Source organism: Streptomyces cyaneofuscatus (assembly GCF_042718795.1).
Taxonomy (GTDB): Bacteria; Actinomycetota; Actinomycetes; order Streptomycetales; family Streptomycetaceae; genus Streptomyces; species Streptomyces cyaneofuscatus_A.
The window spans coordinates 131,246-153,240 of the sequence record NZ_JBHXOX010000025.1 but is presented as its reverse complement, the minus strand read 5'-3'; the positions used below and the strand labels follow the sequence as shown (position 1 = coordinate 153,240).

Genomic DNA, 21,995 nt, shown 5'->3' with positions numbered 1-21,995 from the left:
CCCTCCGGGCGCTTCCCTTCGTGTTTCTTTGTCTTGCTGTCCTGCGTTTCCGACTCTATCAGACTCTTTCGTGTCCGATTCCCGATCGAAGCGGGTCAAGCGGTTTTGCTGCCTTTCGCTTTCCAGGTCTTCGCTTTCGCGTTTTCCCTTTCCGGCGAGTCCGACTCTATCAGATCCTTTCGGGCCTGACCCCCAGTCAGCGGGGCTTGTCTTCCCGGCTGTTGGGCCGTTCCGACGAGTGAGACATTAGCGGATTCCTGGCCCCCGACGCTAATCGGGGTGCGTCCCTTCGAACGCGGATTCCTCATTTCGCGAATGCGCACGAAAAAGCGGGCGACACGGAGTCGCTACTGATCGTGGTCACTGCGGAATGGTTGTCCGGGGACCGACCGGGGTCGGCGCTCACGTCGGACAACTCGGAGCACACTACGGATGTGCCGGGGGTGTGTCAACCCCCGGCCGGAGCCGTGGGTCAGCCGTTGCCGGAGGCCAGTTCGCGGCTGCGGTCGCGGGCGGCTTCGAGGGCGGCGATGAGGGCGGCCCGTACGCCGTGGTTCTCCAGCTCGCGGATGGCGCTGATCGTGGTGCCGGCGGGGCTGGTGACGGCCTCGCGGAGCTTGACCGGGTGTTCGCCGCTGTCCCGGAGCATCACGGCGGCGCCGATGGCGGCCTGGACGATGAGGTCGTGGGCCTGGGCGCGGGGCAGGCCCAGCAGGATGCCCGCGTCGGTCATGGCCTCGACCAGGAAGTAGAAGTAGGCGGGACCCGAGCCGGAGAGGGCGGTGGCCGCGTCCTGCTGGGACTCCGGGACGCGCAGGGTCTTGCCGACGCCGCCGAAGATCTCCTCGGTGGTCGTGAGGTGGGCGCCGGTGGCGTGGCTGCCGGCCGAGATGACGGACATGCCCTCGTCCACCAGGACCGGGGTGTTGGGCATGACCCGGACCACCGGGGTGCCGTCCGTGAGGCGCTCCTCGATGAAGGTGGTGGTGATGCCGGCGGCCGCGCTGATGACCAGGCGGTCGGCGCTGACGTGCGGGGCCAGTTCGTCGAGGAGCTTGCCCATGTCCTGCGGCTTGACGGCCAGGATGAGGATGTCCGCCGCCTTCGCCGCTTCGGCGTTGCTGACCGACTCGACTCCGTACCGCGTGTGCAGTTCCTGGGCCCGCTCGCTGCGGCGTGCGGTCACCAGGAGGTCGGCCGGTCGCCAGCCCGCCCGGATCATGCCGCTGAGGAGGGCCTCGCCGATCTTGCCGGTGCCGAGGACTGCGACTGTCTGGGTCATGTGTTCACCCTCCGGGCGGTGCTCAGGTTCGGGGTCGGGCCGTGACTGCCGCCCCTCCCGTCATCCTCGCACCAGGGTCCCGGAGCGTGCGGCGGTGTCTCACGGTGTGCGGCGGCGCAGCGTGATCGCGCCCAGGCAGAGGACCAGGAACGCGCTGCCCGCCACCACCGCGATGTCCCGGAGGAAGGCACCGGTGAGGTCGGCGTGGTGGAGGACCTGGTTCATGCCGTCGACGGCGTACGACATGGGCAGGACGTTCGAGATCGCCTCCAGGACCGGGTGCATCCGGTCGCGGGGGATGAACAGGCCGCAGAGCAGGAGTTGGGGGAAGATCACCGCCGGCATGAACTGGACGGCCTGGAACTCGGACGCGGCGAACGCCGAGACGAAGAGGCCCAGCGCCGTGCCGAGCAGGGCGTCGAGCAGGGCGACCAGGAGCAGCAGCCACGGTGAGCCCGTCACGTCCAGGCCGAGGAGCCAGACGGAGACGGCGGTGGCCAGGGCGGACTGGACGACCGCGATCGCGCCGAACGCGAGGGCGTACCCCGCGATCAGGTCGCCCTTGCCGAGGGGGAGGGCGAGGAGGCGTTCGAGGGTGCCCGAGGTGCGTTCGCGCAGGGTGGCGATCGAGGTCACCAGGAACATCGTGATCAGCGGGAAGATGCCGAGGAGCGAGGCCCCGATCGCGTCGAACGTCCCGGGGGCGCCGTCGAAGACGTAACGGAGCAGCGTGATCATCGCGACCGGGACGATCAAAAGGAGGGCGATCGTGCGGGGGTCGTGGCGGAGCTGGCGCAGGACCCTGGTCGCCGTGGCTGCCGTACGGGAGGGGGTCAGGGGCCGGCCGGTGCGGGCGGGGGGTGCTGTTCTGCCGGTCATGGTGTGGGCTCCTCGGGGTGGGCGCCTCGTGCGGCCGCCTCGTCGACCAGGTGGAGGAAGGCCTCCTCCACCGTCGCCGTGCCGGTGCGGGTGCGGAGTGCCTCGGGGGTGTCCTCGGCGAGGATGCGGCCCTCGCGCATCAGGAGCAGGCGGTGGCAGCGTTCGGCCTCGTCCATGACGTGGGACGAGATGAGGAGGGTGGCGCCCCGGTCGGCGGCCAGGCGGTGGAAGAGGTCCCACAGGTCGCGGCGGAGTACCGGGTCCAGGCCGACCGTCGGTTCGTCCAGGACCAGCAGGTCGGGGGTGGAGAGCAGGGCGACGGCCAGGGAGACGCGGCTGCGCTGGCCGCCGGAGAGCGCGGCGGCGAGTACGTCGGCGTGGGTCGTGAGGTCCACCTCTTCGATGGCCCGGGTGACCGCGGACCGGCGCGCGTCCCGGTGGGTGCGGCCGGGGTGCAGGACGGCGGCGAAGTAGTCCAGGTTCTGGCGGACGGTGAGGTCCGTGTAGACGGAGGGCGCCTGGGTGACGTAGCCGATGCGGGGGCGCAGGGCCGGGGATCCCGCGGGGTGGCCGAGGACGGTGAGCGTGCCCGTCGCCTTGGCCTGGGTGCCGGCTACCGCGCGCATCAGGGTCGTCTTTCCGCAGCCCGAGGGGCCTAGGAGGCCCGTGATCGTGCCGGGGTGGAGGCTGAAGTCCAGGGTGCTCAGGACGGTGCGGTCGCCTCGTACGACGGTGAGGTTGCGGGCCTGGACTGCTGGTGGGGGTGGGCGGTCTCTTCCGGGGGCTTCGGGTGCGCCTCGTTTGTAATTCATCATGTGGTGAATTACAGGGCCGGATGCGTGCCGTCGTCAAGAGGGCGGGGAGTGCCGGGGCGCGGTGGGGGTGCGGGGGTGCGGGGGTGCGGGGGTGCGGGGGTGAACGGAATCCCCTGCTCCGGTGCTTCCGCTTCTGCGTGCTTCCGTGGCCGCCCGATGGGGGTGCAGGGCATGCTCGCCGGGGCCGCTGGTGGCTGTGGGGGGTGGCGGCCGGGGTGACCGCGCTGTTCCGGCTGCCGGTGGAGCGGATCGAGGTGGTGGCGACCAGCCTCTTCGAGGGGGTGCGCGTGGGGCTGCTGCTGGCCGTCGCCAAGACCGCGTGGGACATCAGCCATGTGCACGTAGAGACGGTGGAGGGGGACGGGCGGCGGGAAGGGGCGTTGAGCTCTGCCCCGTGACGCGCCGCGTTCTTCGGGTCAGCGGCGCTTCGGGCGCTTGCGGGCCGCCGGGTTGCCCGTACGGGACGAGCGGCGCTTCTCGAACTGGGCGCGGGCGCTCTCGTACTCCGCGCGGCGCAGCTTCTCACCCGGGGCCTCGATGAGCGAGCGGACGAAGTAGGCGAGCAGCGAACCGATGAAGCCGATCGACTTCAGGCCGCGCAGGGCGTCCTCGCGGGCCGGGTCCTTGGGGCGGGAGCCGAACCCCTCCCACGTTTTGCGGAACGCGACGGCGCTGCAGATCGCGAACATCGCGATCACCAGCATCCCGACGAGGCTGCCGACCTCCGCGATCTCCAGGCCCTGGAAGGCGAAGCGCAGGACGAAGCAGGCGGCCACGGCGGCGGCCAGCGAGCCGATCGCGACGCCGGCACGGCGGAGCCCGTAACCGCCGTCGTGGTCGACCCACGTCGTGCCGAAGAAGCGGATCGGCTCGGGCTGCGGGCCGGGGGGTGTGGCCGGGGGTGTGGGGGTGCCGGGTGCTTCGGTGTTGCCGCTGTTCTCGCTCACGGGGTCGATTATCCCGGACCGGCGGCGTGCCCCGTGAGCGAGCGGTCCGACGTTCCGGTCGGTCCCGGGTCAGTCGCAGCGCGGGGCGACGTAGCCGTCGCTGCCCGTGAGGACGTAGGTGTCCGAGATGAACTCGCCGTTGGCGATGTTGCACCAGAGGTTCGACGTGCCGTACGGGCCGGTGACCCGCTCCCCCGGCTTCTGGCAGTAGATCGGGACCCTCATCCCGAGCGGGAGCGTCCGCACGATCCGGTAGCTGGTGCCGGGGCCGGTGCGGACGTTGACCCGGTAGCCGGGGGCGATCGGGTAGCGGTGTGCCGAGGCCGGTGCCGCCGCCGCGGTCGTGGTGGCCTCGGCGGCTTCCGCCGCTCCCTCCGCCGGTTCGATGGTCTGTTCGTCAACGCCCATGGTGGGCCTCCCCCGTTGAAAAACGATGTGTACGAAGCCGTACGACGCGCAGGCTAACAAGCCCCACGCCACTCGCACGCACCATCGACTAGGCTCCGTGCGTCGCGCTTGCGCATCAACACACGGGGGTGGGCGATGCCGCCGCTGCCAGGGGCCGGAGCGCATCCGGAAGCGGAGTTTCCGGAATATGCGGGTACCTACCGCCTTGAGGCATGTCTCGGCTCGGGCGGCATGGGCGTCGTCCATCTGGCCCGCTCCGCCTCCGGGCTGCAGCTCGCGGTGAAGGTGGTGCACCGGCCGTACGCGGCGGACCCCGAGTTCAGGGCCCGGTTCCGGCAGGAGGTGGCGGCCGCGCGGCGGGTGAGCGGGGCGTTCACCGCGCCGGTCGTGGACGCCGATCCGGAGGCCGTACGGCCGTGGATGGCCACCCTGTACGTGCCCGGGCCGACCCTCGCCGAACAGGTCAAGCGGAACGGGCCGCTGGCCCCCGCCGAGCTGCGCAGGCTGACCGCCGGACTGGCCGAGGCGCTGCGGGACATCCACCGGGCCGGTGTCGTCCACCGCGACCTGAAGCCGAGCAACGTGCTGCTCTCCGACGCGGGCCCGAAGGTCATCGACTTCGGGATCTCGCGCCCGTACGACAGTGATCTGCGCACCGAGACCGGCAAGTTGATCGGCTCGCCGCCGTACATGGCGCCGGAGCAGTTCCAACGGCCGCGTGAGGTAGGGCCGGCGGCCGATGTGTTCGCGCTGGGGGCGGTGCTCGTCCATGCGGCGACGGGGCGGGGGCCGTTCGACTCGGACAGCCCGTACATCGTGGCGTACCAGGTGGTGCACGACGAGGCGGACCTCAGCGGGGTGCCGGAGGATCTGGCGGAGCTGGTCGGGCGGTGCCTGGCGAAGGACCCGGCTCAGCGGCCGACTCCCGATGAGGTGATGGCGGAGTTGCGGCCGCCGTCGTACGAGGCTGCCGCGTTCATCCCGGCTCAGCGGCGGGTGGGGGGTGTCGCGGCGTCGGGCGCCGTGGAGGTCGGGGAGGTCGCCGACGAGCGGGAGGGGGCCGAGGACGTCACGCATGTGCGCGGGGCGGTGGTGCCGGGCCGGCGGTGGCGGGTGGGGCGCGGGCGGCTGGTTCTCGCGGCCGCGCTGCTCCTGCTGGTGGCGGGGGCGGGCGCCGGGGGGTTCGCGCTGTGGGGTGGCGGTGGGGGTGAGCCGGCGGAGGCTCCGGAGCGTACGGAGGAGGCGGACGGTGCCGCCTTCTCGCCGTGGAGCACCTCACTGCGGACCAGTGGCCGCGCCACCCCTGTCTGCTCCTCCGCCGGGGCGGGCGCGGCGCTGTACTGCGCGGTGGCCGGAACCGGGACCGCGCGGATCGACCCGGCGGACGGGCGGGTGCTCTGGTCGGACCGGAACACCGCGCTCCGCGAGGCCTCGGCGCCCATCGTCTCGGGTGGGGTGGTGCTGTCGGCCGGTCCGGACGGGAAGCTGCGCGCGTACGACCCGGTGAAGGGAGTCCCGGTCCGGGAGACCGGCCTCTCCGCGAGCCCCGGCTCCTCGTTCCCGGCCGGCTCCACGCTGCTGGTCGTCGCGGACGGCGGCACGGTCACGGCGCTGGACGGCCCGAGCGGGGTGGAGCGGTGGGAGCGGACCCTGGCGGGGCACGTACGGCCGGACTTCGGGCTGTACGACGAGGCGTCCGGTCTCGCGTACGCCTTCGAGCACGCGGCGGACGGCGCCTCGACCCTGGTCACCGCCGTGGACGCGGGGAGCGGCCGGGCGGCGTGGCAGCGGCGGCTGGACGGGATCCTCACGCCGGTCGCCACCGCCGGGGCCGGGGAGCTCGTCCTGACGGAGATGAACGCGGACATGCAGACGGTCGGGCTGGTGCGGTACGCGCCCGGGAAGCGTTCGGCCGTACGGATCGCGCTGCCGTTCCGGCTGGACGAGCCGGAGGTGGTGATGGGCGGGGACGCCGCGTATCTGCTGGGGCGGGGCGGGTCGCTGCTGGCGGTGGACACGGGGGCGCCGGGCGGTGGGGACGCTGTGGACACGGGGGCGCCGGTTGGTGGGGACGCGGTGGACACGGGGGCGCCGGTTGGTGGGGACGCTGTGGACACGGGGGCGCCGGTTGGTGGGGACGCGGTGGCACCGGCTGGTGGGGGCGCGGAGTTGTGGCGGCTGGAGACCGGGGTGGGGCGGGGGTCCGCGCCGGTGCTCGGGGAGGGCGGGCAGCTCTACTTCTCGGCTGCGGACGGGCGGCTGCTGGCCGTGGATACGGAGCGGGGGGCGCTGGTGGGGCAGACGCGGGCGCGGCTGAGCGGGGGGAAGCTGACGTACGCGTCCGACCTGCCCGCGCCGGTGGCGGCGGGGCGGGTGGTCGTGGGTACGGCGCCGGACGGGTCGGTGTTCGCGGTGGATGGGCTGGAGCCGGGGGGTTGGTAGGCCCGGGGGGGGCGGCGGCTGCCCGGGGTGCGGGTGCGTTTGAGGGGCTCCCGCCCGGGTGCTCCCGGGGCTCCGCCCCGTACCCCGCTCCTCAAACGCCGGAGGGGCTGGAAAGGCGGACCCCGCTCCTCAAGCACTGGAAAAGGCCGGGGAGGGGAGCCGGGGGCCGCTCCCCTCCTCAGGAAGGGTCAGCCCAGCTTCGAGACGTCCCTGACCGCGCCCCTGTCCGCGCTCGTGGCCATCGCCGCGTACGCGCGCAGGGCTGCCGAGACCTTGCGCTCGCGGTTCTTGGGCGCGTACACGCCGTTCAGTGCCTCGCGGCGGGTGGCCAGGGTCGCGTCGTCCACCAGCAGCTCGATCGAGCGGTTCGGGATGTCGATGCGGATGCGGTCGCCGTCCTCGACGAGGGCGATCGTGCCGCCGGAGGCCGCCTCGGGTGAGGCGTGGCCGATGGAGAGGCCCGACGTGCCGCCCGAGAAGCGGCCGTCGGTGACCAGGGCGCAGACCTTGCCCAGGCCCCGGCCCTTGAGGAAGGACGTGGGGTACAGCATCTCCTGCATGCCGGGGCCGCCGCGCGGGCCCTCGTAGCGGATGACGACGACGTCGCCCGCCGTGATCTCCTTGCGGAGGATCTTGTCGACGGCCTCCTCCTGGGACTCGCAGACGACGGCCGGGCCCTCGAAGGTCCAGATCGACTCGTCGACGCCGGCCGTCTTCACGACGCAGCCGTCCACGGCGAGGTTCCCCTTGAGGACGGCGAGGCCGCCGTCCTTGGAGTACGCGTGCTCGACGTCGCGGATGCAGCCGCCCGCCGCGTCCAGGTCGAGCGTGTCCCACCGCTCCGACTGGGAGAAGGCGGTCGCGGAGCGCACGCAGCCGGGGGCGGCGTGCCACAGCTCGACGGCCTCGGGGGACGGGGAGCCGCCGCGCACGTCCCAGTTCTTCAGCCACTCGGCGAGGGTGTCGGAGTGCACGGAGTGGACGTCCTCGTTGAGGTGGCCGCCGCGGTGCAGCTCGCCGAGGAGGGCGGGGATGCCGCCGGCGCGGTGGACGTCCTCCATGTAATACGTACCGCCGGGCGCCACGTTCGGGGCGACCTTGGACAGGCACGGCACCCGGCGCGAGACCTCGTTGATGTCGTCCAGGTCGTACGCCAGCTCCGCCTCCTCGGCGGCGGCCAGCAGGTGCAGGATCGTGTTGGTCGAGCCGCCCATCGCGATGTCCAGCGCCATGGCGTTGTCGAACGCGGCGCGGGTGCCGATGGAGCGCGGCAGGACCGTCTCGTCGTCCTGCTCGTAGTACCGCTTGGTGATCTCGACGACCGTGCGGCCGGCGTCCTCGTACAGCGCCCTGCGGGCGGTGTGCGTGGCGAGGACCGAGCCGTTGCCGGGGAGGGAGAGGCCGAGGACCTCGGTCAGGCAGTTCATCGAGTTGGCGGTGAACATGCCGGAACAGCTACCGCAGGTCGGGCAGGCGTTCTCCTCGATACGGAGGATGTCCTCGTCCGAGATCGACTCGTCCACCGCGTCGCTGATCGCGTTGACCAGGTCGAGTTTTCGCACCGTGCCGTCCACGAGAGTCGCCTTGCCGGCCTCCATCGGGCCGCCGGAGACGAAGACCGTCGGGATGTTGAGGCGCATCGCGGCCATCAGCATGCCCGGGGTGATCTTGTCGCAGTTGGAGATGCAGATCAGCGCGTCCGCGCAGTGCGCCTCGACCATGTACTCGACGGAGTCGGCGATCAGGTCGCGCGAGGGCAGGCTGTAGAGCATGCCGCCGTGGCCCATCGCGATGCCGTCGTCCACGGCGATGGTGTTGAACTCGCGCGGGACCGCGCCCGCCGCCAGGATCGCCTCGGAGACGATCCGGCCGACCGGGGCGAGGTGGGTGTGGCCGGGGACGAACTCGGTGAACGAGTTGGCGACCGCGATGATCGGCTTGCCGATGTCCGCGCTCGCTACGCCCGACGCGCGCATAAGGGCGCGCGCGCCCGCCATGTTGCGTCCGTGGGTGACCGTGCGGGACCTCAGCTGGGGCATCGTCGCTCGCTCCTTCGGCAGGGGTGCTGCCTCCGACAGATAAGAAAAGACTGTCTTCGAGCGTACGCCTCGGATCCAAGATCTGGACAGGCTGTCCGGTATGCGGGATGCGGTGGTCGGTACGTGGGCATGCGTGGCGGGCCTGCGCTGTGGGCCTGCCCTGTGGGCCTGCGCTGTGCGGCGTCAGCTCTCCGTCAAGTATCTCTGCAGCGTCGGCGCCACCATCGCGACGATGTCCTCCGGGTCCGCCGAGGCGAGCGGCTCGGCCCGGATCACGTACCGCAGCATCGCGATGCCGATCATGTGCGAGGCGGCCAGCTCCGCGCGGAACGTGGCGTCGGGGACGTCGAGGTCGGCCGCGATCCGGTCCAGCAGCCGCCGCAGGACGAAGCCGCGCAGCACCTTCGCCGCCGCCTCGTGGGTGAGCGCCGAGCGCAGGACCGCGAGGAGCGGGGCACGGGTGGCCGGGTTCTCCCATACGGAGAGGAAGTAGCGGGCCAGCCGCTCCCCCAGGCCCTCCGGGGGACCGCCGAGGACCGCGGGGATGACGAGCGCCGGTTCGAAGGAGAGCTCGACGGCGGCCGCGAAGACCTCGTCCTTCGTACCGAAGTAGTGGTGGACGAGGGCCGCGTCGACCCCGGCCGCCTTGGCGACCTGGCGGATGGAGGTCTTGTCGTAGCCGCGCTCGGCGAACTCGGTACGGGCCGCCTGGAGGATGCGCGTACGGGCGTCGGGGCCGTCGGCGGCGGCCTGACGGGAGGGGCGGCCCCGGCGCCGGGGGGCGGGTGCGTCCTCGGTCACGGGCGGTCCGGGGTCACGGAGGCCGGGCGCGGGTGCCGGTGGTCCTCGGTCACGGGTGGCGGGCCTCGGCGGCCGGGTCGGAGGTTCCTCGGGCCGGGTCCGTGGTGGCCGTGGCCGGGGTTCCTCGGGCCGGGTCCGGCGCGGTGGCCGTGGCCGTGGCGAGGTGGAGGCGGGTGAAGGCCAGGGCCTCGGCGAGGTCGGCCTCGCGTTCGGCGGAGGACATCGCGCGGCGGGTGTTGACCTCGATGACGACATGGCCGTCGAACGACGTACGGGCCAGGCGCTCCAGCAGCTCCGCGCACGGCTGGTCGCCCCGGCCGGGCACCAGGTGCTCGTCCTTGGCCGAGCCCTTGCCGTCGGCGAGGTGGACGTGGGCGAGCCGGTCGCCCATCCGGTCCACCATGGCGAGGCTGTCGGTGCGGGCGGTCGCGGTGTGCGAGAGGTCGACCGTGAAGTGCCGGTAGTCGTCGTTGGTGACGTCCCAGTCGGGGGCGTACGCGAGCATCTCGCGGTCCCGGTAGCGCCACGGGTACATGTTCTCGACGGCGAACCGGACGTCCGTCTCGTCCGCCATCCGCCAGATCCCGGTCACGAAGTCCTTGGCGTAGTTGCGCTGCCACCGGAACGGCGGGTGCACCACGACGGTGGACGCGCCGAGCTTCTCGGCCGCCGCCCGGGCCCGCTGGAGCTTGACCCAGGGGTCGGTGGACCAGACGCGCTGGGTGATCAGGAGGCAGGGCGCGTGGACCGCCAGGATCGGGACCTGGTGGTAGTCGGAGAGCCGGCGCAGGGCCTCGATGTCCTGGCTGACGGGGTCGGTCCAGACCATGACCTCGACGCCGTCGTACCCGAGGCGCGCGGCGATCTCGAAGGCCGTCGCGGTGGACTCGGGGTAGACCGAGGCCGTTGACAGGGCGACCTTCGCATCGGGGATGCGCACCACTGGTTCTGCCACCTGGACAGCGTACGGGCACCGGTGCGCATCCCCGAGGGGCCCTGGCGGAAAGTGATCAGGGCCATGGGCGTACGTGGCGTACGTACGGCCCCGCCGTCACCCCGGCAGCGCCGCCCGCTCCACCGGGAGGTGGTCCAGGCGGCGCAGGATGACGCCCTCGCGCAGCGCCCACGGACAGATCTCCAGCTCCTCCACGCCGAACAGGTCCATCGCGCCCTCCGCCACCAGCGCCCCGGCGAGCAGTTGGGCGGCCCGGCCCTCGGAGACTCCGGGGAGGCGGCCGCGCTCCTCGACGGTCATCGACGCGAGCTTGGGCACCCACTCCTCCAGGGCGCTGCGGCTGAGGCAGCGCTGGACGTAGAGGCCCTCGGTGGAGCGGGCGGCGCCGGCGATCCGGGCGAGCTGCTTGAACGTCTTGGAGGTGGCGACGACCCGGTCCGGGCGGCCGGCCCGGCTGAACTCGCCCACCGTCCGCGCGATGCTGGCCCGCACATGGCGGCGCAACGCCTTGACCTGCTCCGGATCGGCCGGGTCCTGCGTCAGCCAGGCGCCGGTGAGGCGGCCCGCGCCGAGCGGCAGGGAGACGGCGATGTCCGGCTCCTCGTCGATCCCGAAGGCGATCTCCAGCGAGCCGCCCCCGATGTCCAGGACCAGCAGCTTCCCCGCCGACCAGCCGAACCAGCGGCGGGCGGCCAGGAAGGTCAGCCGGGCCTCCTCGGCGCCGCTGAGGACGGCGAGGTCGACACCGGTCTCGACCCGTACGCGCTCCAGGACCTCGTCCGCGTTGGTCGCCTCGCGCACGGCGGAGGTGGCGAACGGCAGCACGTCCTCGCACCCCTTGTCCTCGGCCGCCTGGACCGCCCCGGCGATCGTCGCCACCAGCCGGTCCACGCCGGGCGGGCCGATCGCACCGGTCTCGTCGAGCAGTTCGGCGAGCCGCAGCTCCGCCTTGTGCGAGTGCGCGGGCAGCGGGCGGGCGCCGGGGTGGGCGTCGACCACCAGCAGATGAACCGTGTTCGATCCCACGTCCAGGACTCCGAGTCTCATACCGGAACGCTACTGCGCCATTGGACTTACGCTGAGCCCGTGCCAAAGACGAAAAAGGCTAAGCAGGACAAAGCCACGAAGAAGACGAAGTCGAACAAGCAGGCGTCACAGCCGGAGGCGAACGGACCGGACCCGTCCGACGAGAAGGGCATCGACTTCGCGCGGGCCTGGGTGGAGTTCCCCGACCCCGGCGACGACGAGCAGGTCTTCCGCTGCGATCTGACCTGGCTGACCTCCCGTTGGACCTGCATCTTCGGCAGCGGCTGCCAGGGCATCCAGGCGGGCCGCGCCGACGACGGCTGCTGCACGCTGGGCGCGCACTTCTCCGACGAGGACGACGAGAAGCGGGTCGCCGAGAACGTGGCGCGGCTCACCCCTGAGCTGTGGCAGTTCCACGACGTCGGTACGGAGACGGGCTGGGTCGGCGTCGACGAGGACGGCGAACGGCAGACGCGCCGCTGGGAGGGGTCCTGCATCTTCCAGAACCGGCCGGGCTTCGCCGCCGGGGCGGGCTGCTCCCTGCACATCCTGGCGCTGCGCGAGGGCAAGGAGCCGCTGGAGACCAAGCCGGACGTGTGCTGGCAGTTGCCGGTACGGCGTACGTACGACTGGATCGACCGGCCCGACGACACCCGGGTGCTCCAGGTGACGATCGGTGAGTACGACCGGCGGGGCTGGGGCCCGGGCGGGCATGACCTGCACTGGTGGTGCACCTCGGCGACGTCCGCGCACGGGGCCGGGGACCCGGTGTACGTGACCTACCGGCCGGAGCTGATCGAGCTGATGGGCAAGGAGGCCTACGACCGGCTGGTCGAGCTGTGCGAGCAGCGGCTGGCGTCGCTGCTGCCGATGGCGCCGCATCCGGCGGACCCGCCGGCGGGCGGTAAGTAGCTCTCGGGGTCGCTCACTCCGTCGGGGCCGGGTCGCTCGGGGCGGGGTCCGTCGGGGGCAGGTCCGTGGGGTCCGGGCCCGGCGGGTCCGTGGGGTCGGTCGGGGCGGGGTCGGTGGGGGTCGGTTCCGTGGGGCCCGGGTCGGAGGGGCCTGGGCCCGGATCGGTCGGGCCCGGGTCCGTGGGGCCGGGGTCGGTGGGGCTCGGGCCGGGACCAGGGTCGGTGGGCCCGGGGTCGGTCGGGCGCGGGCCGGTCCCGTCCGTGGGGTCCGGGGAGCCGGGGGCGGGACGCGTCGGGGCGGGGCTGGTGCCGGTGGGCGGGGTGGTGGCGCCGCGCCCGTCGATGATCACGGCGGAGCCCGACGGGTCCAGCGCGATCCGGGCGCGCCACGGGGAGCGCGGGGCCGCCGCGTGGTTCACCGCGACCGCGAGGGTGGTGGACTTCCCGGCCGCGAGGGTGCCCGCCGTACGGCTCAGGCGCAGCCACCGCGCGTCCGTCGTGGCCCTCCAGTCGACCGGGCCCCGGGCGGAGGCGGTCAGCGTGATCGTCGTCAGCGCGCCGGAGGTCCGGGCGGTGACGGTCAGGCGGCCCGCGCTCTCCCGGTCGCCGCCGGTGGGGACGACCTCGGCCGTGACGTCCGGGGAGTGGACGCCGCGCCGGTCGCCCGGACGGGCGTTGCCCGCCTTCTCGTACGCGGACCCGGGGTCGTCGCTGTGCTCTCCCGCGCCCTCGATCTCGGTGGCGGTGACCTTGGAGCCGTCGTGGCCCTCGCCGGTGAGCGGGGCTCCCCGGTACGCGGCCCACAGGGCGATCACCGGGGCGGCGACCACGGTGGCGACCACCGTGGTCGTCACGACCCGGGCGCGCAGCCGGTCCCGGCGGGCGGCGTGGTCCTTGGGGTCCAGCGGGTAGCCGGTGCGGCCGAAGCGCGGGCCGCCCGAGCGGGAGCGGCGGGCCTGGACCAGGGCGACGTGGACGGAGGGGCGGGGGGCCTCGACGAGCGGCAGGCGGGCGGTGGCCGGGGCGACGGTGGCGCCGGGCCAGGGTCCGGCCGCGTCGACCTGTTCGGCGGCGCGGCGGCAGCGGGGGCAGTCGTCGACGTGCCGGACCAGCTCGCGCCGGAGGGCTGCGGAGAGCAGCACCTGGTGGTCGCCGGTGAGCCGGGCGACGGTGGGGCAGCCTGCGGTCTCCACGACGGCGAGCGCGGCCCGGGTGCGCTCGACCTCGCAGGCCGCCGCCGCCAGCAGCTCCCGGGCGGCGACCGGCTCCAGGCCGAGCACGGAGGCGACGGCGCGAGGGGTGAGCCGGTGGCGTACGGCCAGTTCGAGCGCTTCGCGCTGCTCGGGGGTGGTGCCGGCGGCCTCGGGCCAGGCGAGGGTGGCGAGCTCCCGTCTGCGGGCCTCGGCGGCGGGGGACTCGGAGGGGGTGGGGATGGTGGCGTCCTCGGGGGTGAGGTGCGCGCCCTCGCCGGGCGCGTCCTCCAGGCCGTTGGAGGTGATCGGCCGGCCCGTGGAGGTCATCGGCCGGCCCGTGGAGGTCGTCGGCCGGCCCTGGGAGGTCGTCGGCCGGCCCGTGGAGGCAGTCGGTGCCGGAGCGGTCCTGCGGTGGGCCTGGCGGCCGCGTCTGCGTTCGGTGAGGGTGCGCAGACAGGTCCAGCGGGCCAGGGCGTAGAGCCAGGATTGACGTTCCTCCTCGGCCTCGGGACACCGGGCTCCGTGCCGGTCCGCGATCGCCAGGACCGCACCGAGCGCCTCGGTCGCCGCGTCGTGGTCGCAGAGCACGGAGAGGCAGTAGGTGAAGAGGCCGTCGAGGTGCGGCTCGTAACGAGCGGCCGGCCGGTGGGCCGAGTCGTGAGGTGCTCGCCGGTGCGCCCGGTGTGCGCCGGTGGTGTGCGTGGGGGCCTGCATCCTGCTGCTCGTCACCCGGCGACCGTAGGCAGAGGAGTACGTACCCTTGGTGCCCCTTGAGCACATTTAATCCTTACGGGTGAACGTATCCCTCGAAATCATGGATTCCGTTGCCGGGGATCACGGGATTCGTGCGCCGTGCTTCCGTGCGCCCTGCGTGCGGCGAGCCCGCCTCGCGCCCCCCGCGCGGCGGGCGTTGTCAGACCCCACCGATACGGTGACGCCATGGCTGCCCGTACGAAATCCGCGAAGGACCGGCCGTCCTACCGCTGCACCGAATGCGGCTGGACCACCGCCAAATGGCTCGGCCGTTGCCCCGAGTGCCAGGCGTGGGGGACGGTCGAGGAGTTCGGCGGCGCCCCCGCCGTGCGCACCACCGCGGCCGGCCGGGTCTCCAGCGCCGCGCTGCCGATCGGCCAGGTCGACAGCCGCCAGGCCACGGCGCGCTCGACCGGCGTCGGTGAGCTGGACCGGGTGCTGGGCGGCGGGCTCGTGCCGGGGGCCGTCGTGCTGCTGGCGGGCGAGCCGGGCGTCGGCAAGTCCACGCTGCTGCTGGACGTGGCGGCCAAGGCGGCGAGCGAGGACCACCGCACGCTCTATGTCACCGCCGAGGAGTCCGCGAGCCAGGTCCGGCTGCGGGCCGACCGGATCAAGGCGATCAACGACCACCTGTACCTCGCGGCGGAGACCGACCTGTCGGCCGTGCTCGGACACCTGGACGCCGTGAAGCCGTCCCTGCTGATCCTGGACTCGGTGCAGACCGTCGCCTCGCCCGAGATCGACGGCGCGCCCGGCGGGATGGCGCAGGTCCGGGAGGTGGCCGGGGCGCTGATCCGGGCCTCCAAGGAGCGCGGGATGGCCACGCTGCTCGTCGGCCACGTCACGAAGGACGGCGCGATCGCCGGGCCCCGGCTGCTGGAGCACCTGGTCGACGTGGTGCTCTCCTTCGAGGGGGACCGCCACGCCCGGCTGCGCCTGGTGCGCGGCGTCAAGAACCGTTACGGGGCGACCGACGAGGTCGGCTGCTTCGAACTGCACGACGAGGGGATCACCGGCCTCGCCGACCCCTCGGGCCTCTTCCTGACCCGGCGCGACGTGGCGGTGCCGGGCACCTGTCTGACGGTGACGCTGGAGGGCAAGCGGCCGCTGGTCGCCGAGGTGCAGGCGCTCACGGTCGACTCCCAGATCCCTTCGCCCCGGCGCACCACCTCCGGTCTGGAGACCTCCCGGGTCTCGATGATGCTCGCCGTGCTGGAGCAGCGCGGCCGGATCAGCGCGCTCGGCAAGCGGGACATCTACAGCGCGACGGTCGGCGGCGTGAAGCTCACCGAGCCGGCGGCCGACCTCGCGATCGCGCTCGCGCTGGCCAGTGCCGCCAGCGACACCCCGCTCCCGAAGAACCTGGTCGCGATCGGTGAGGTGGGGCTCGCGGGCGAGGTCAGAAGGGTCACCGGAGTCCAGCGGAGACTGGCCGAGGCACACCGTCTCGGCTTCACCCACGCCTTGGTACCGACCGACCCGGGACGGGTTCCTTCGGGTATGAAGGTCACGGAAGTCGCCGACATGGGGGATGCTCTGCGGGTCCTCCCGCGCCGATCTCGTCAGGAGGCACCGCAGCCTCGTCAGGAAGACAACGCGCGCCGGTAGACTTTGCCCTGGTCTCGCCCGCCCGTGGACACGGCACGGGGGAAGGCCAGGGCACCGCAAACCTGTCGACCGGAGGAGTGCAGTGGCAGCCAACGACCGGGCGACGACGCCCGGAAAGTCCGGCCAAGGCACCGGTAACGAGGCGCTGATGCGCGCCTCGCTGAGCGCGGTCGCGCCCGGAATGGCCCTGCGGGACGGCCTGGAGCGCATTCTCCGGGGCAACACCGGCGGGCTGATCGTCCTGGGCATGGACAAGACCGTCGAATCGATGTGTACCGGCGGGTTCGTGCTGGACGTGGAGTTCACCGCGACCCGACTGCGCGAGCTGTGCAAGCTCGACGGGGCTCTGATCCTCGACAAGGACATGACCAAGATCCTGCGGGCCGGCGTGCAGCTCGTCCCGGACGCCTCGATCCACACGGAGGAGACGGGGACCCGGCACCGTACGGCGGACCGGGTCTCCAAGGCGTGCGGCTTCCCCGTCGTCTCGGTCTCGCAGTCCATGCGCCTGATCGCGCTGTACGTGGACGGGGAGCGGCGGGTCCTGGAGGAGTCGTCCGCGATCCTGTCCCGGGCCAACCAGGCGCTCGCCACGCTGGAGCGGTACAAGCTCCGCCTGGACGAGGTGGCCGGCACGCTCTCCGCGCTGGAGATCGAGGACCTGGTCACCGTCCGGGACGTGACGGCGGTGGCGCAGCGGCTGGAGATGGTGCGGCGGATCGCGACGGAGATCGCGGAGTACGTGGTCGAGCTCGGCACCGACGGGCGGCTCCTGTCGCTCCAGCTCGACGAGCTGATCGCGGGCGTGGAGCCGGAGCGGGAGCTGGTGGTCCGGGACTACGTGCCCGAGCCGACGGCGAAACGGTCACGCACGGTGGCGGAGGCGCTGACGGAGCTGGACGCGCTGAGCCACACGGAGCTGCTGGAGCTGCCGGTGGTGGCGCGGGCGCTGGGGTACAGCGGCTCGCCGGAGACGCTGGACTCGGCTGTCTCGCCGCGGGGATTCCGGCTGCTGGCGAAGGTGCCGAGGCTGCCGGGGGCGATCATCGAGCGGCTGGTGGAGCACTTCGGGGGCCTGCAGAAGCTGCTGGCCGCGAGCGTGGACGATCTCCAGACGGTGGACGGGGTGGGCGAGGCCCGGGCCCGCAGCGTCCGCGAGGGGCTGTCGCGGCTGGCGGAGTCGTCGATCCTGGAACGGTACGTCTGAGCCGGCCGCACCACTCCAGGATTGCGGACTCACCGTGCACCGTTGACGCGTCGGTCCCCTCAGTGAGGGTTCCGTCCTCTAACGCCGGACGGGCTGAGGGGGTGCCGGGCGGGCTGGGGGGTGGCGGTTAGTCCTTCTTCAGGACGAAGGAGGCCGGGCGGATCTTGGTGCCGGTGGTCTCCGCCTCCAGGAGGTACGTGCCGGGGGCGGCCTTGCCGGGCGGCGGGGTCGCGCAGTTGGGCGCCGAGCGGACACGGTTCCAGTCCACGGTGTGCACGATCGTCGCGCCCGCCGGGACCTGGAGGAACAGCGGGCCCGGAGCCGCCGGGCAGTCCTTCGAGGACCAGATCGCGTCGTCGCTCTCCGCGCTCGCCTCGGTGACCGTCAGCACCACGTTCTTCGGTCCGAGGTCGGCCTTGCAGGTCGCCGACGAGGTGTTCCGGGCGATGATCTCGAACTTGGGCCGGTCGTCGGGGCCGTAGCTGACCTTCGTCCGCAGGGTCAACTCCAGCCCGCCGGGCTTGCATGCGGGGAGCGGGGAGTTCGCCGGGACCTGCCGGCCCGCCGTGGAGCCACCGGAGCCCGTACCCCCCGTACCGCCCGCACCGGCCGTGTCCGCGCCGCCTGTTGACGTACCGTCGGATCCCGTTCCGCCGCCGGAGCCCGCACCACCCGTGTCACCGCCGGAGCCACCAGAGCCGCCGGAGCCATCGGAACCGCCCGAACCGCTCCCGCCACCGGAGTCCTCCGAGTCGTCCGACTCGTCGCGGCCGCCCGGCTGTTGGCTGATCGCCGGGCCGGAGCTGCCCGGGCCCGGGGTGATCGACTCCACCGGGTCGGAGCCGCCGGGCTTGCCGTCGTCCTTGGTCCCGTCGGAGCCGGTGGTGGTGACCGCCCAGGCGATCAGCACCGCGAGCAGCGCAACCAGAAGCCCCGCTACCGCCCTTCGGCGCCAGTAGATGCTGGAGGGAAGCGGACCGACCGGATTGCGCATAGATCCCACGCGCCGAACTCTACGAGAGATCCGGGCCGTCTCAGGCCCCACCCGCCGCTCCGGTCACAAGTTTTGCCGATCATCATCAAGTTTTCCCGATGATCATCACGGAGGCGGGCCGCCGGACCCGGTCAGAGGGGACAGAACGGGTGGCGTTCGCACCCCCGGGGCCGCCGTGCGGTCCGACACCCCCGCGTCCGTGACACCGCTCCCGCCTTCCGTGCCAGGATCGTCAGTGCCATGACTGCCATGACTTCGACTTCCCCCCAGACGCCCCCCGCCGCCGCCTCCCTCCACACCCCCGTCATCGGGTGGTTCGAGCAGCACGCCCGCGATCTCCCCTGGCGCCGCCCCGAAGCGGGCGCCTGGGGGGTGATGGTCAGCGAGTTCATGCTGCAGCAGACCCCGGTGAGCCGGGTCCTGCCGGTGTACGAGCAGTGGCTCGCCCGCTGGCCCCGCCCCGCCGACCTGGCCGCCGAGGCGCCCGGGGAGGCGGTCCGCGCCTGGGGCCGGCTCGGCTACCCGCGCCGCGCGCTGCGGCTGCACGGGGCCGCGCAGGCGATAACGGAACGGCACGGCGGCGACGTGCCGAGCGAGCACGGCCAACTGCTGGCGCTGCCCGGGATCGGCGAGTACACGGCGGCGGCCGTGGCCTCGTTCGCGTACGGACAGCGGCACGCGGTGCTCGACACGAACGTCCGCCGGGTGTTCGCCCGCGCCGCGAACGGCATCCAGTACCCGCCGAACGCGACCACCGCCGCCGAGCGCAAGCTCGCCCGGGCCCTGCTGCCGGACGAGGACGAGCGCGCGGCCCGGTGGGCGGCGGCCACCATGGAGCTGGGCGCCCTCGTGTGCACCGCGCGCAACGAGAGCTGCGAGCGGTGCCCGATCGCCTCGCAGTGCGCGTGGCGGCTGGCCGGGAAGCCCGCGCACGAAGGGCCGCCGCGCAAGGGCCAGACGTACGCGGGGACCGACCGGCAGGTGCGCGGGCGGCTCCTCGCGGTGCTGCGCGACGCACTCACCCCCGTCACCCAGGCCGCGCTGGACGCGGTGTGGGAGGAGCCGGTGCAGCGGGCCCGGGCGCTGGACGGGCTGGTGGCCGACGGGCTGGTCGAACCGCTGGCGGACGGCCGGTACCGGCTGCCGCTGACGTGAGCGGCCGGGCCTCCGCCCGAGCGCTGTTACACAACCGATGGACAGCCGTGCGTCGGCGTACGGCTGCTCCGCACAACCTCGTGACAACGCCTCCGTAGCGTCTCCGACAGCAGTACACGGGGATTCACGGGGACGGAGGCGGTTGTCATGGCGCAGGGCGAGGTGCTCGCATTCGAGGACTACGTACGCACACGGCAGGAGGCGCTGCTGCGCAGCGCACGACGTCTGGTCCCCGACCCCGTCGACGCCCAGGACCTTCTCCAGACCGCGCTGGTGCGGACGTACGGCCGCTGGGACGGCATCGCCGACAAGTCCCTCGCCGACGCCTATCTGCGCCGCGTCATGATCAACACCCGTACGGAGTGGTGGCGGGCGCGCAAGCTCGACGAGGTGCCCACGGAGCAACTGCCCGACGCGAGCGTCGACGACGGCAGTGAGCAGCGCGCGGACCGGGCCCTGCTGATGGACATCCTCCAGATCCTGGCTCCGAAGCAGCGCAGCGTCGTCGTGCTGCGACACTGGGAGCAGATGAGCACGGAGGAGACGGCCGAGGCGCTCGGCATGTCGGCCGGTACGGTCAAGAGCACGCTGCACCGGGCGCTGGCGCGGCTGCGGCAGGAGCTGGAGAGCCGGGAGCTGACGAGCCGCGAGGCGGTCGCCCGGGAGACCGGGGGACGGCAGCAGGGGGCCTGGAGCGCCCGGCGGACCCAGGGCGCCCGCGAGACCGGGGGTCCGCAGAGGACCGAGGGCGCCCGCGAGTCCGGGAACCACCGGCAGGCCGAAGGCGTCCGGGAGACCGGGAGCCGACGGCCGGCCGAGGACGTCCGGAGCGCGGCGCCCACGGTCACCGGCCGGGTCCCGGCCCAGCGGACGAGGGCCGCCGCCCCGGCGAAGGTCACCTCCGTCACGGCGGCGCGGGGACACACACCGGCGCCGTACGACGGGCGTCACGACGAGCGGGGGCGGGAGCGGTGCGCGGCCTGACAGCCAGCAGCGACGGCAGCGAGAACGGCAACCGGTACGGCACCGATAACGGCGGCGGAAGCCGTAGCAGCGGCGGCTGCGGCGGCGACAACCGCAGCGGAAGCGGCACCGGCACCGACGACGGTGCCTCCTCCCGGAGACCCCGCCGGAACCGCGGGTTCCGGGCAGGTATGGCGGCGAGTGGTACGGCCCTGGCCGGACTCGCCGCCTTCGGGCTGTTCGGCGTCGGCTGCACCACCGGCGGCACCGGCACCCGCGACGAGGGACCCGCCGGCACGCAGCCGGTCGTCCAGGTCTCCCCCCGGCCCACCGTCTCCGGCACGACCCCGCCGACCCGGCGCGTGGACGCGGTGGCCCTCCTCAAGGGCGACTCCACCGTGAGCGAGCGGGTGCGGGAGGGGCTACGGCCCTGTGCCGGCAAGGCCTACCCGGTCGACACCTCCTACGGCTCGATGACCGGCGGCCCGTCCGCCGATGTCGTGGTCAACGTGATGAGCTGCGCCGACTCGGTGGGGATGGGGACGTACGTCTACCGGGCCCGCGAGGACGGCTCGTACGAGAACGTCTTCATGGCCGAGGTCCCGGCCGTCTACGGAACCATCGACCGGGGCGACCTCGTGGTGACCACCCAGGTCTACGGATCGAAGGACCCGCTGGCCTACCCGTCCGGCTCCGAGGTGGTCACCTACCGTTGGGCCGGCGGGCGCTTCAGCGAGCACGACCGGGTGCACAACGACTTCAGCCGGGCCGTCGACGGCGGCGACATCGAGGCACCCACACAGGCGGAGCCGGTGGAACCGGTGGAACCGGCCGATCCGAGCGGGAACTGAAAGCGAGAGACGACCTCCATGGCCGAGACCCACGTCCTCTTCGTCGAGGACGACGATGTCATCCGTGAGGCCACCCAGCTCGCTCTGGAGCGGGTCGGCTTCACCGTCACCGCGATGCCCGACGGGCTCTCCGGCCTGGAGGCCTTCCGGGCCGACCGGCCGGACATCGCGCTGCTCGACGTCATGGTGCCGGGGCTCGACGGGGTGAGCCTGTGCCGCCGCATCCGGGACGAGTCGACCGTGCCGGTGATCATGCTCTCCGCGCGGGCCGACTCGATCGACGTGGTGCTCGGCCTGGAAGCCGGCGCGGACGACTACGTCACCAAGCCCTTCGACGGCGCGGTCCTGGTCGCCCGCATCCGGGCCGTACTGCGCCGCTTCGGCCACGCGGCCGGGCCGGAGGGCACGGGCCAGGGCCAGGGCGGTACGGAGGGGGAGGCCGCGGGGTTCGGCGGGGTGCTGGCCTTCGGCGACCTGGAGGTCGACACGGACGGCATGGAGGTGCGGCGCGGCGGTGAGCAGGTGGCGCTGACGCCCACCGAGATGCGGCTGCTGCTGGAGTTCTCCTCCGCGCCCGGCACCGTGCTCTCCCGCGACAAGCTCCTGGAGCGGGTCTGGGACTACGGCTGGGGCGGCGACACCCGGGTCGTGGACGTCCATGTCCAGCGACTGCGCACCAAGATCGGCCAGGACCGGATCGAGACGGTCCGCGGCTTCGGCTACAAGCTGCGCGGATGAGGCGGCTGCGGAGGGGACGGCCGGTGAC

The 21,995-nt window shown here is 73.1% G+C and carries 20 protein-coding genes; 9 read left to right on the top strand and 11 right to left on the bottom strand.

Annotated features, from left to right (window positions below; translation table 11 throughout):
- Positions 1-472: 472 nt before the first annotated feature.
- From proC to ACFWRT_RS27135, 3 genes are all read right to left on the bottom strand, one after another.
- Positions 473-1,282, bottom strand: a complete 810-nt coding sequence (gene proC, locus ACFWRT_RS27145; protein WP_380955535.1) for a pyrroline-5-carboxylate reductase — start codon at positions 1,280-1,282, stop codon at positions 473-475.
- A 99-nt stretch (positions 1,283-1,381) separates the two neighbouring features.
- Positions 1,382-2,161 carry an ABC transporter permease gene (locus ACFWRT_RS27140; protein WP_380955536.1) on the bottom strand — a complete coding sequence of 260 codons (780 nt, stop codon included), beginning with the start codon at positions 2,159-2,161 and terminating at the stop codon, positions 1,382-1,384.
- Positions 2,158-2,976, bottom strand: a complete 819-nt coding sequence (locus tag ACFWRT_RS27135; RefSeq protein WP_380955537.1) for an ABC transporter ATP-binding protein — start codon at positions 2,974-2,976, stop codon at positions 2,158-2,160. Before ACFWRT_RS27135 ends, ACFWRT_RS27140 begins: the two co-directional genes overlap by 4 nt.
- Positions 2,977-3,191: 215 nt before the next feature.
- Here ACFWRT_RS27135 and ACFWRT_RS27130 point away from each other — a divergent pair, with 215 nt between their 5' ends.
- A complete protein-coding gene (locus tag ACFWRT_RS27130; RefSeq protein ID WP_380955539.1) occupies positions 3,192-3,374 on the top strand; it encodes a hypothetical protein in 183 nt (60 codons plus the stop codon).
- Between the two features lie 18 nt (positions 3,375-3,392).
- Here ACFWRT_RS27130 and ACFWRT_RS27125 read toward each other — a convergent pair whose 3' ends face one another.
- Together ACFWRT_RS27125 and ACFWRT_RS27120 are read right to left on the bottom strand one after the other, a co-directional pair.
- Complete coding sequence (locus tag ACFWRT_RS27125; RefSeq protein WP_380955540.1) at positions 3,393-3,923, bottom strand: hypothetical protein; 531 nt, start codon at positions 3,921-3,923, stop codon at positions 3,393-3,395.
- A 69-nt stretch (positions 3,924-3,992) separates the two neighbouring features.
- On the bottom strand, positions 3,993-4,331 hold the full coding sequence (locus ACFWRT_RS27120; RefSeq protein ID WP_380955541.1) for an SH3 domain-containing protein: 339 nt from the start codon (positions 4,329-4,331) through the stop codon (positions 3,993-3,995).
- 135 nt (positions 4,332-4,466) lie between these two features.
- Between ACFWRT_RS27120 and ACFWRT_RS27115 the strand changes: the two genes are divergently transcribed.
- A complete protein-coding gene (locus tag ACFWRT_RS27115) occupies positions 4,467-6,773 on the top strand; it encodes a protein kinase domain-containing protein (RefSeq protein WP_380955558.1) in 2,307 nt (768 codons plus the stop codon).
- 188 nt (positions 6,774-6,961) lie between these two features.
- Here the strand turns inward: ACFWRT_RS27115 and ilvD are convergent, their stop codons facing one another.
- The 4 genes from ilvD to ACFWRT_RS27095 form a co-directional block, all read right to left on the bottom strand.
- Positions 6,962-8,812: a dihydroxy-acid dehydratase gene (gene ilvD, locus ACFWRT_RS27110; protein WP_380955542.1), complete on the bottom strand. Its 1,851-nt coding sequence runs from the start codon at positions 8,810-8,812 to the stop codon at positions 6,962-6,964.
- Between the two features lie 183 nt (positions 8,813-8,995).
- Positions 8,996-9,613, bottom strand: a complete 618-nt coding sequence (locus ACFWRT_RS27105; protein WP_380955544.1) for a TetR/AcrR family transcriptional regulator — start codon at positions 9,611-9,613, stop codon at positions 8,996-8,998.
- A 49-nt stretch (positions 9,614-9,662) separates the two neighbouring features.
- Complete coding sequence (locus tag ACFWRT_RS27100) at positions 9,663-10,556, bottom strand: sugar phosphate isomerase/epimerase family protein (RefSeq protein ID WP_380955560.1); 894 nt, start codon at positions 10,554-10,556, stop codon at positions 9,663-9,665.
- 108 nt (positions 10,557-10,664) lie between these two features.
- A complete protein-coding gene (locus ACFWRT_RS27095) occupies positions 10,665-11,615 on the bottom strand; it encodes a Ppx/GppA family phosphatase (protein WP_380955545.1) in 951 nt (316 codons plus the stop codon).
- Positions 11,616-11,654: 39 nt separating this feature from the next.
- On the opposite strand from ACFWRT_RS27095, the gene ACFWRT_RS27090 reads away from it, so the two are divergent.
- A complete protein-coding gene (locus ACFWRT_RS27090; RefSeq protein ID WP_380955546.1) occupies positions 11,655-12,506 on the top strand; it encodes a hypothetical protein in 852 nt (283 codons plus the stop codon).
- Between the two features lie 13 nt (positions 12,507-12,519).
- Here the strand turns inward: ACFWRT_RS27090 and ACFWRT_RS27085 are convergent, their stop codons facing one another.
- Entirely contained in the window at positions 12,520-14,427 is a 1,908-nt protein-coding gene (locus ACFWRT_RS27085) for a BACON domain-containing protein (RefSeq protein WP_463288381.1), read from the bottom strand.
- A 210-nt stretch (positions 14,428-14,637) separates the two neighbouring features.
- On the opposite strand from ACFWRT_RS27085, the gene radA reads away from it, so the two are divergent.
- The gene (radA, locus tag ACFWRT_RS27080) at positions 14,638-16,059 is read left to right on the top strand and encodes a DNA repair protein RadA (RefSeq protein WP_380955548.1); all 1,422 of its coding nucleotides are present in this window, start codon (positions 14,638-14,640) and stop codon (positions 16,057-16,059) included.
- An 82-nt stretch (positions 16,060-16,141) separates the two neighbouring features.
- Positions 16,142-17,266: a DNA integrity scanning diadenylate cyclase DisA gene (gene disA / locus ACFWRT_RS27075; protein ID WP_003968311.1), complete on the top strand. Its 1,125-nt coding sequence runs from the start codon at positions 16,142-16,144 to the stop codon at positions 17,264-17,266.
- Positions 17,267-17,393: 127 nt separating this feature from the next.
- Here the strand turns inward: disA and ACFWRT_RS27070 are convergent, their stop codons facing one another.
- A complete protein-coding gene (locus tag ACFWRT_RS27070; RefSeq protein WP_380955561.1) occupies positions 17,394-18,176 on the bottom strand; it encodes a hypothetical protein in 783 nt (260 codons plus the stop codon).
- 324 nt (positions 18,177-18,500) lie between these two features.
- Here ACFWRT_RS27070 and ACFWRT_RS27065 point away from each other — a divergent pair, with 324 nt between their 5' ends.
- From ACFWRT_RS27065 to cseB, 4 genes are all read left to right on the top strand, one after another.
- Positions 18,501-19,415, top strand: coding sequence for an HhH-GPD family protein (locus ACFWRT_RS27065; protein ID WP_380955549.1), 915 nt, complete (start codon positions 18,501-18,503; stop codon positions 19,413-19,415).
- 147 nt (positions 19,416-19,562) lie between these two features.
- A complete protein-coding gene (locus tag ACFWRT_RS27060) occupies positions 19,563-20,399 on the top strand; it encodes a SigE family RNA polymerase sigma factor (RefSeq protein WP_380955550.1) in 837 nt (278 codons plus the stop codon).
- 170 nt (positions 20,400-20,569) lie between these two features.
- The gene (locus ACFWRT_RS27055; protein ID WP_380955562.1) at positions 20,570-21,229 is read left to right on the top strand and encodes a hypothetical protein; all 660 of its coding nucleotides are present in this window, start codon (positions 20,570-20,572) and stop codon (positions 21,227-21,229) included.
- A gap of 18 nt (positions 21,230-21,247) precedes the next feature.
- On the top strand, positions 21,248-21,967 hold the full coding sequence (cseB, locus tag ACFWRT_RS27050) for a two-component system response regulator CseB (protein ID WP_380955551.1): 720 nt from the start codon (positions 21,248-21,250) through the stop codon (positions 21,965-21,967).
- Positions 21,968-21,995 lie beyond the last annotated feature (28 nt).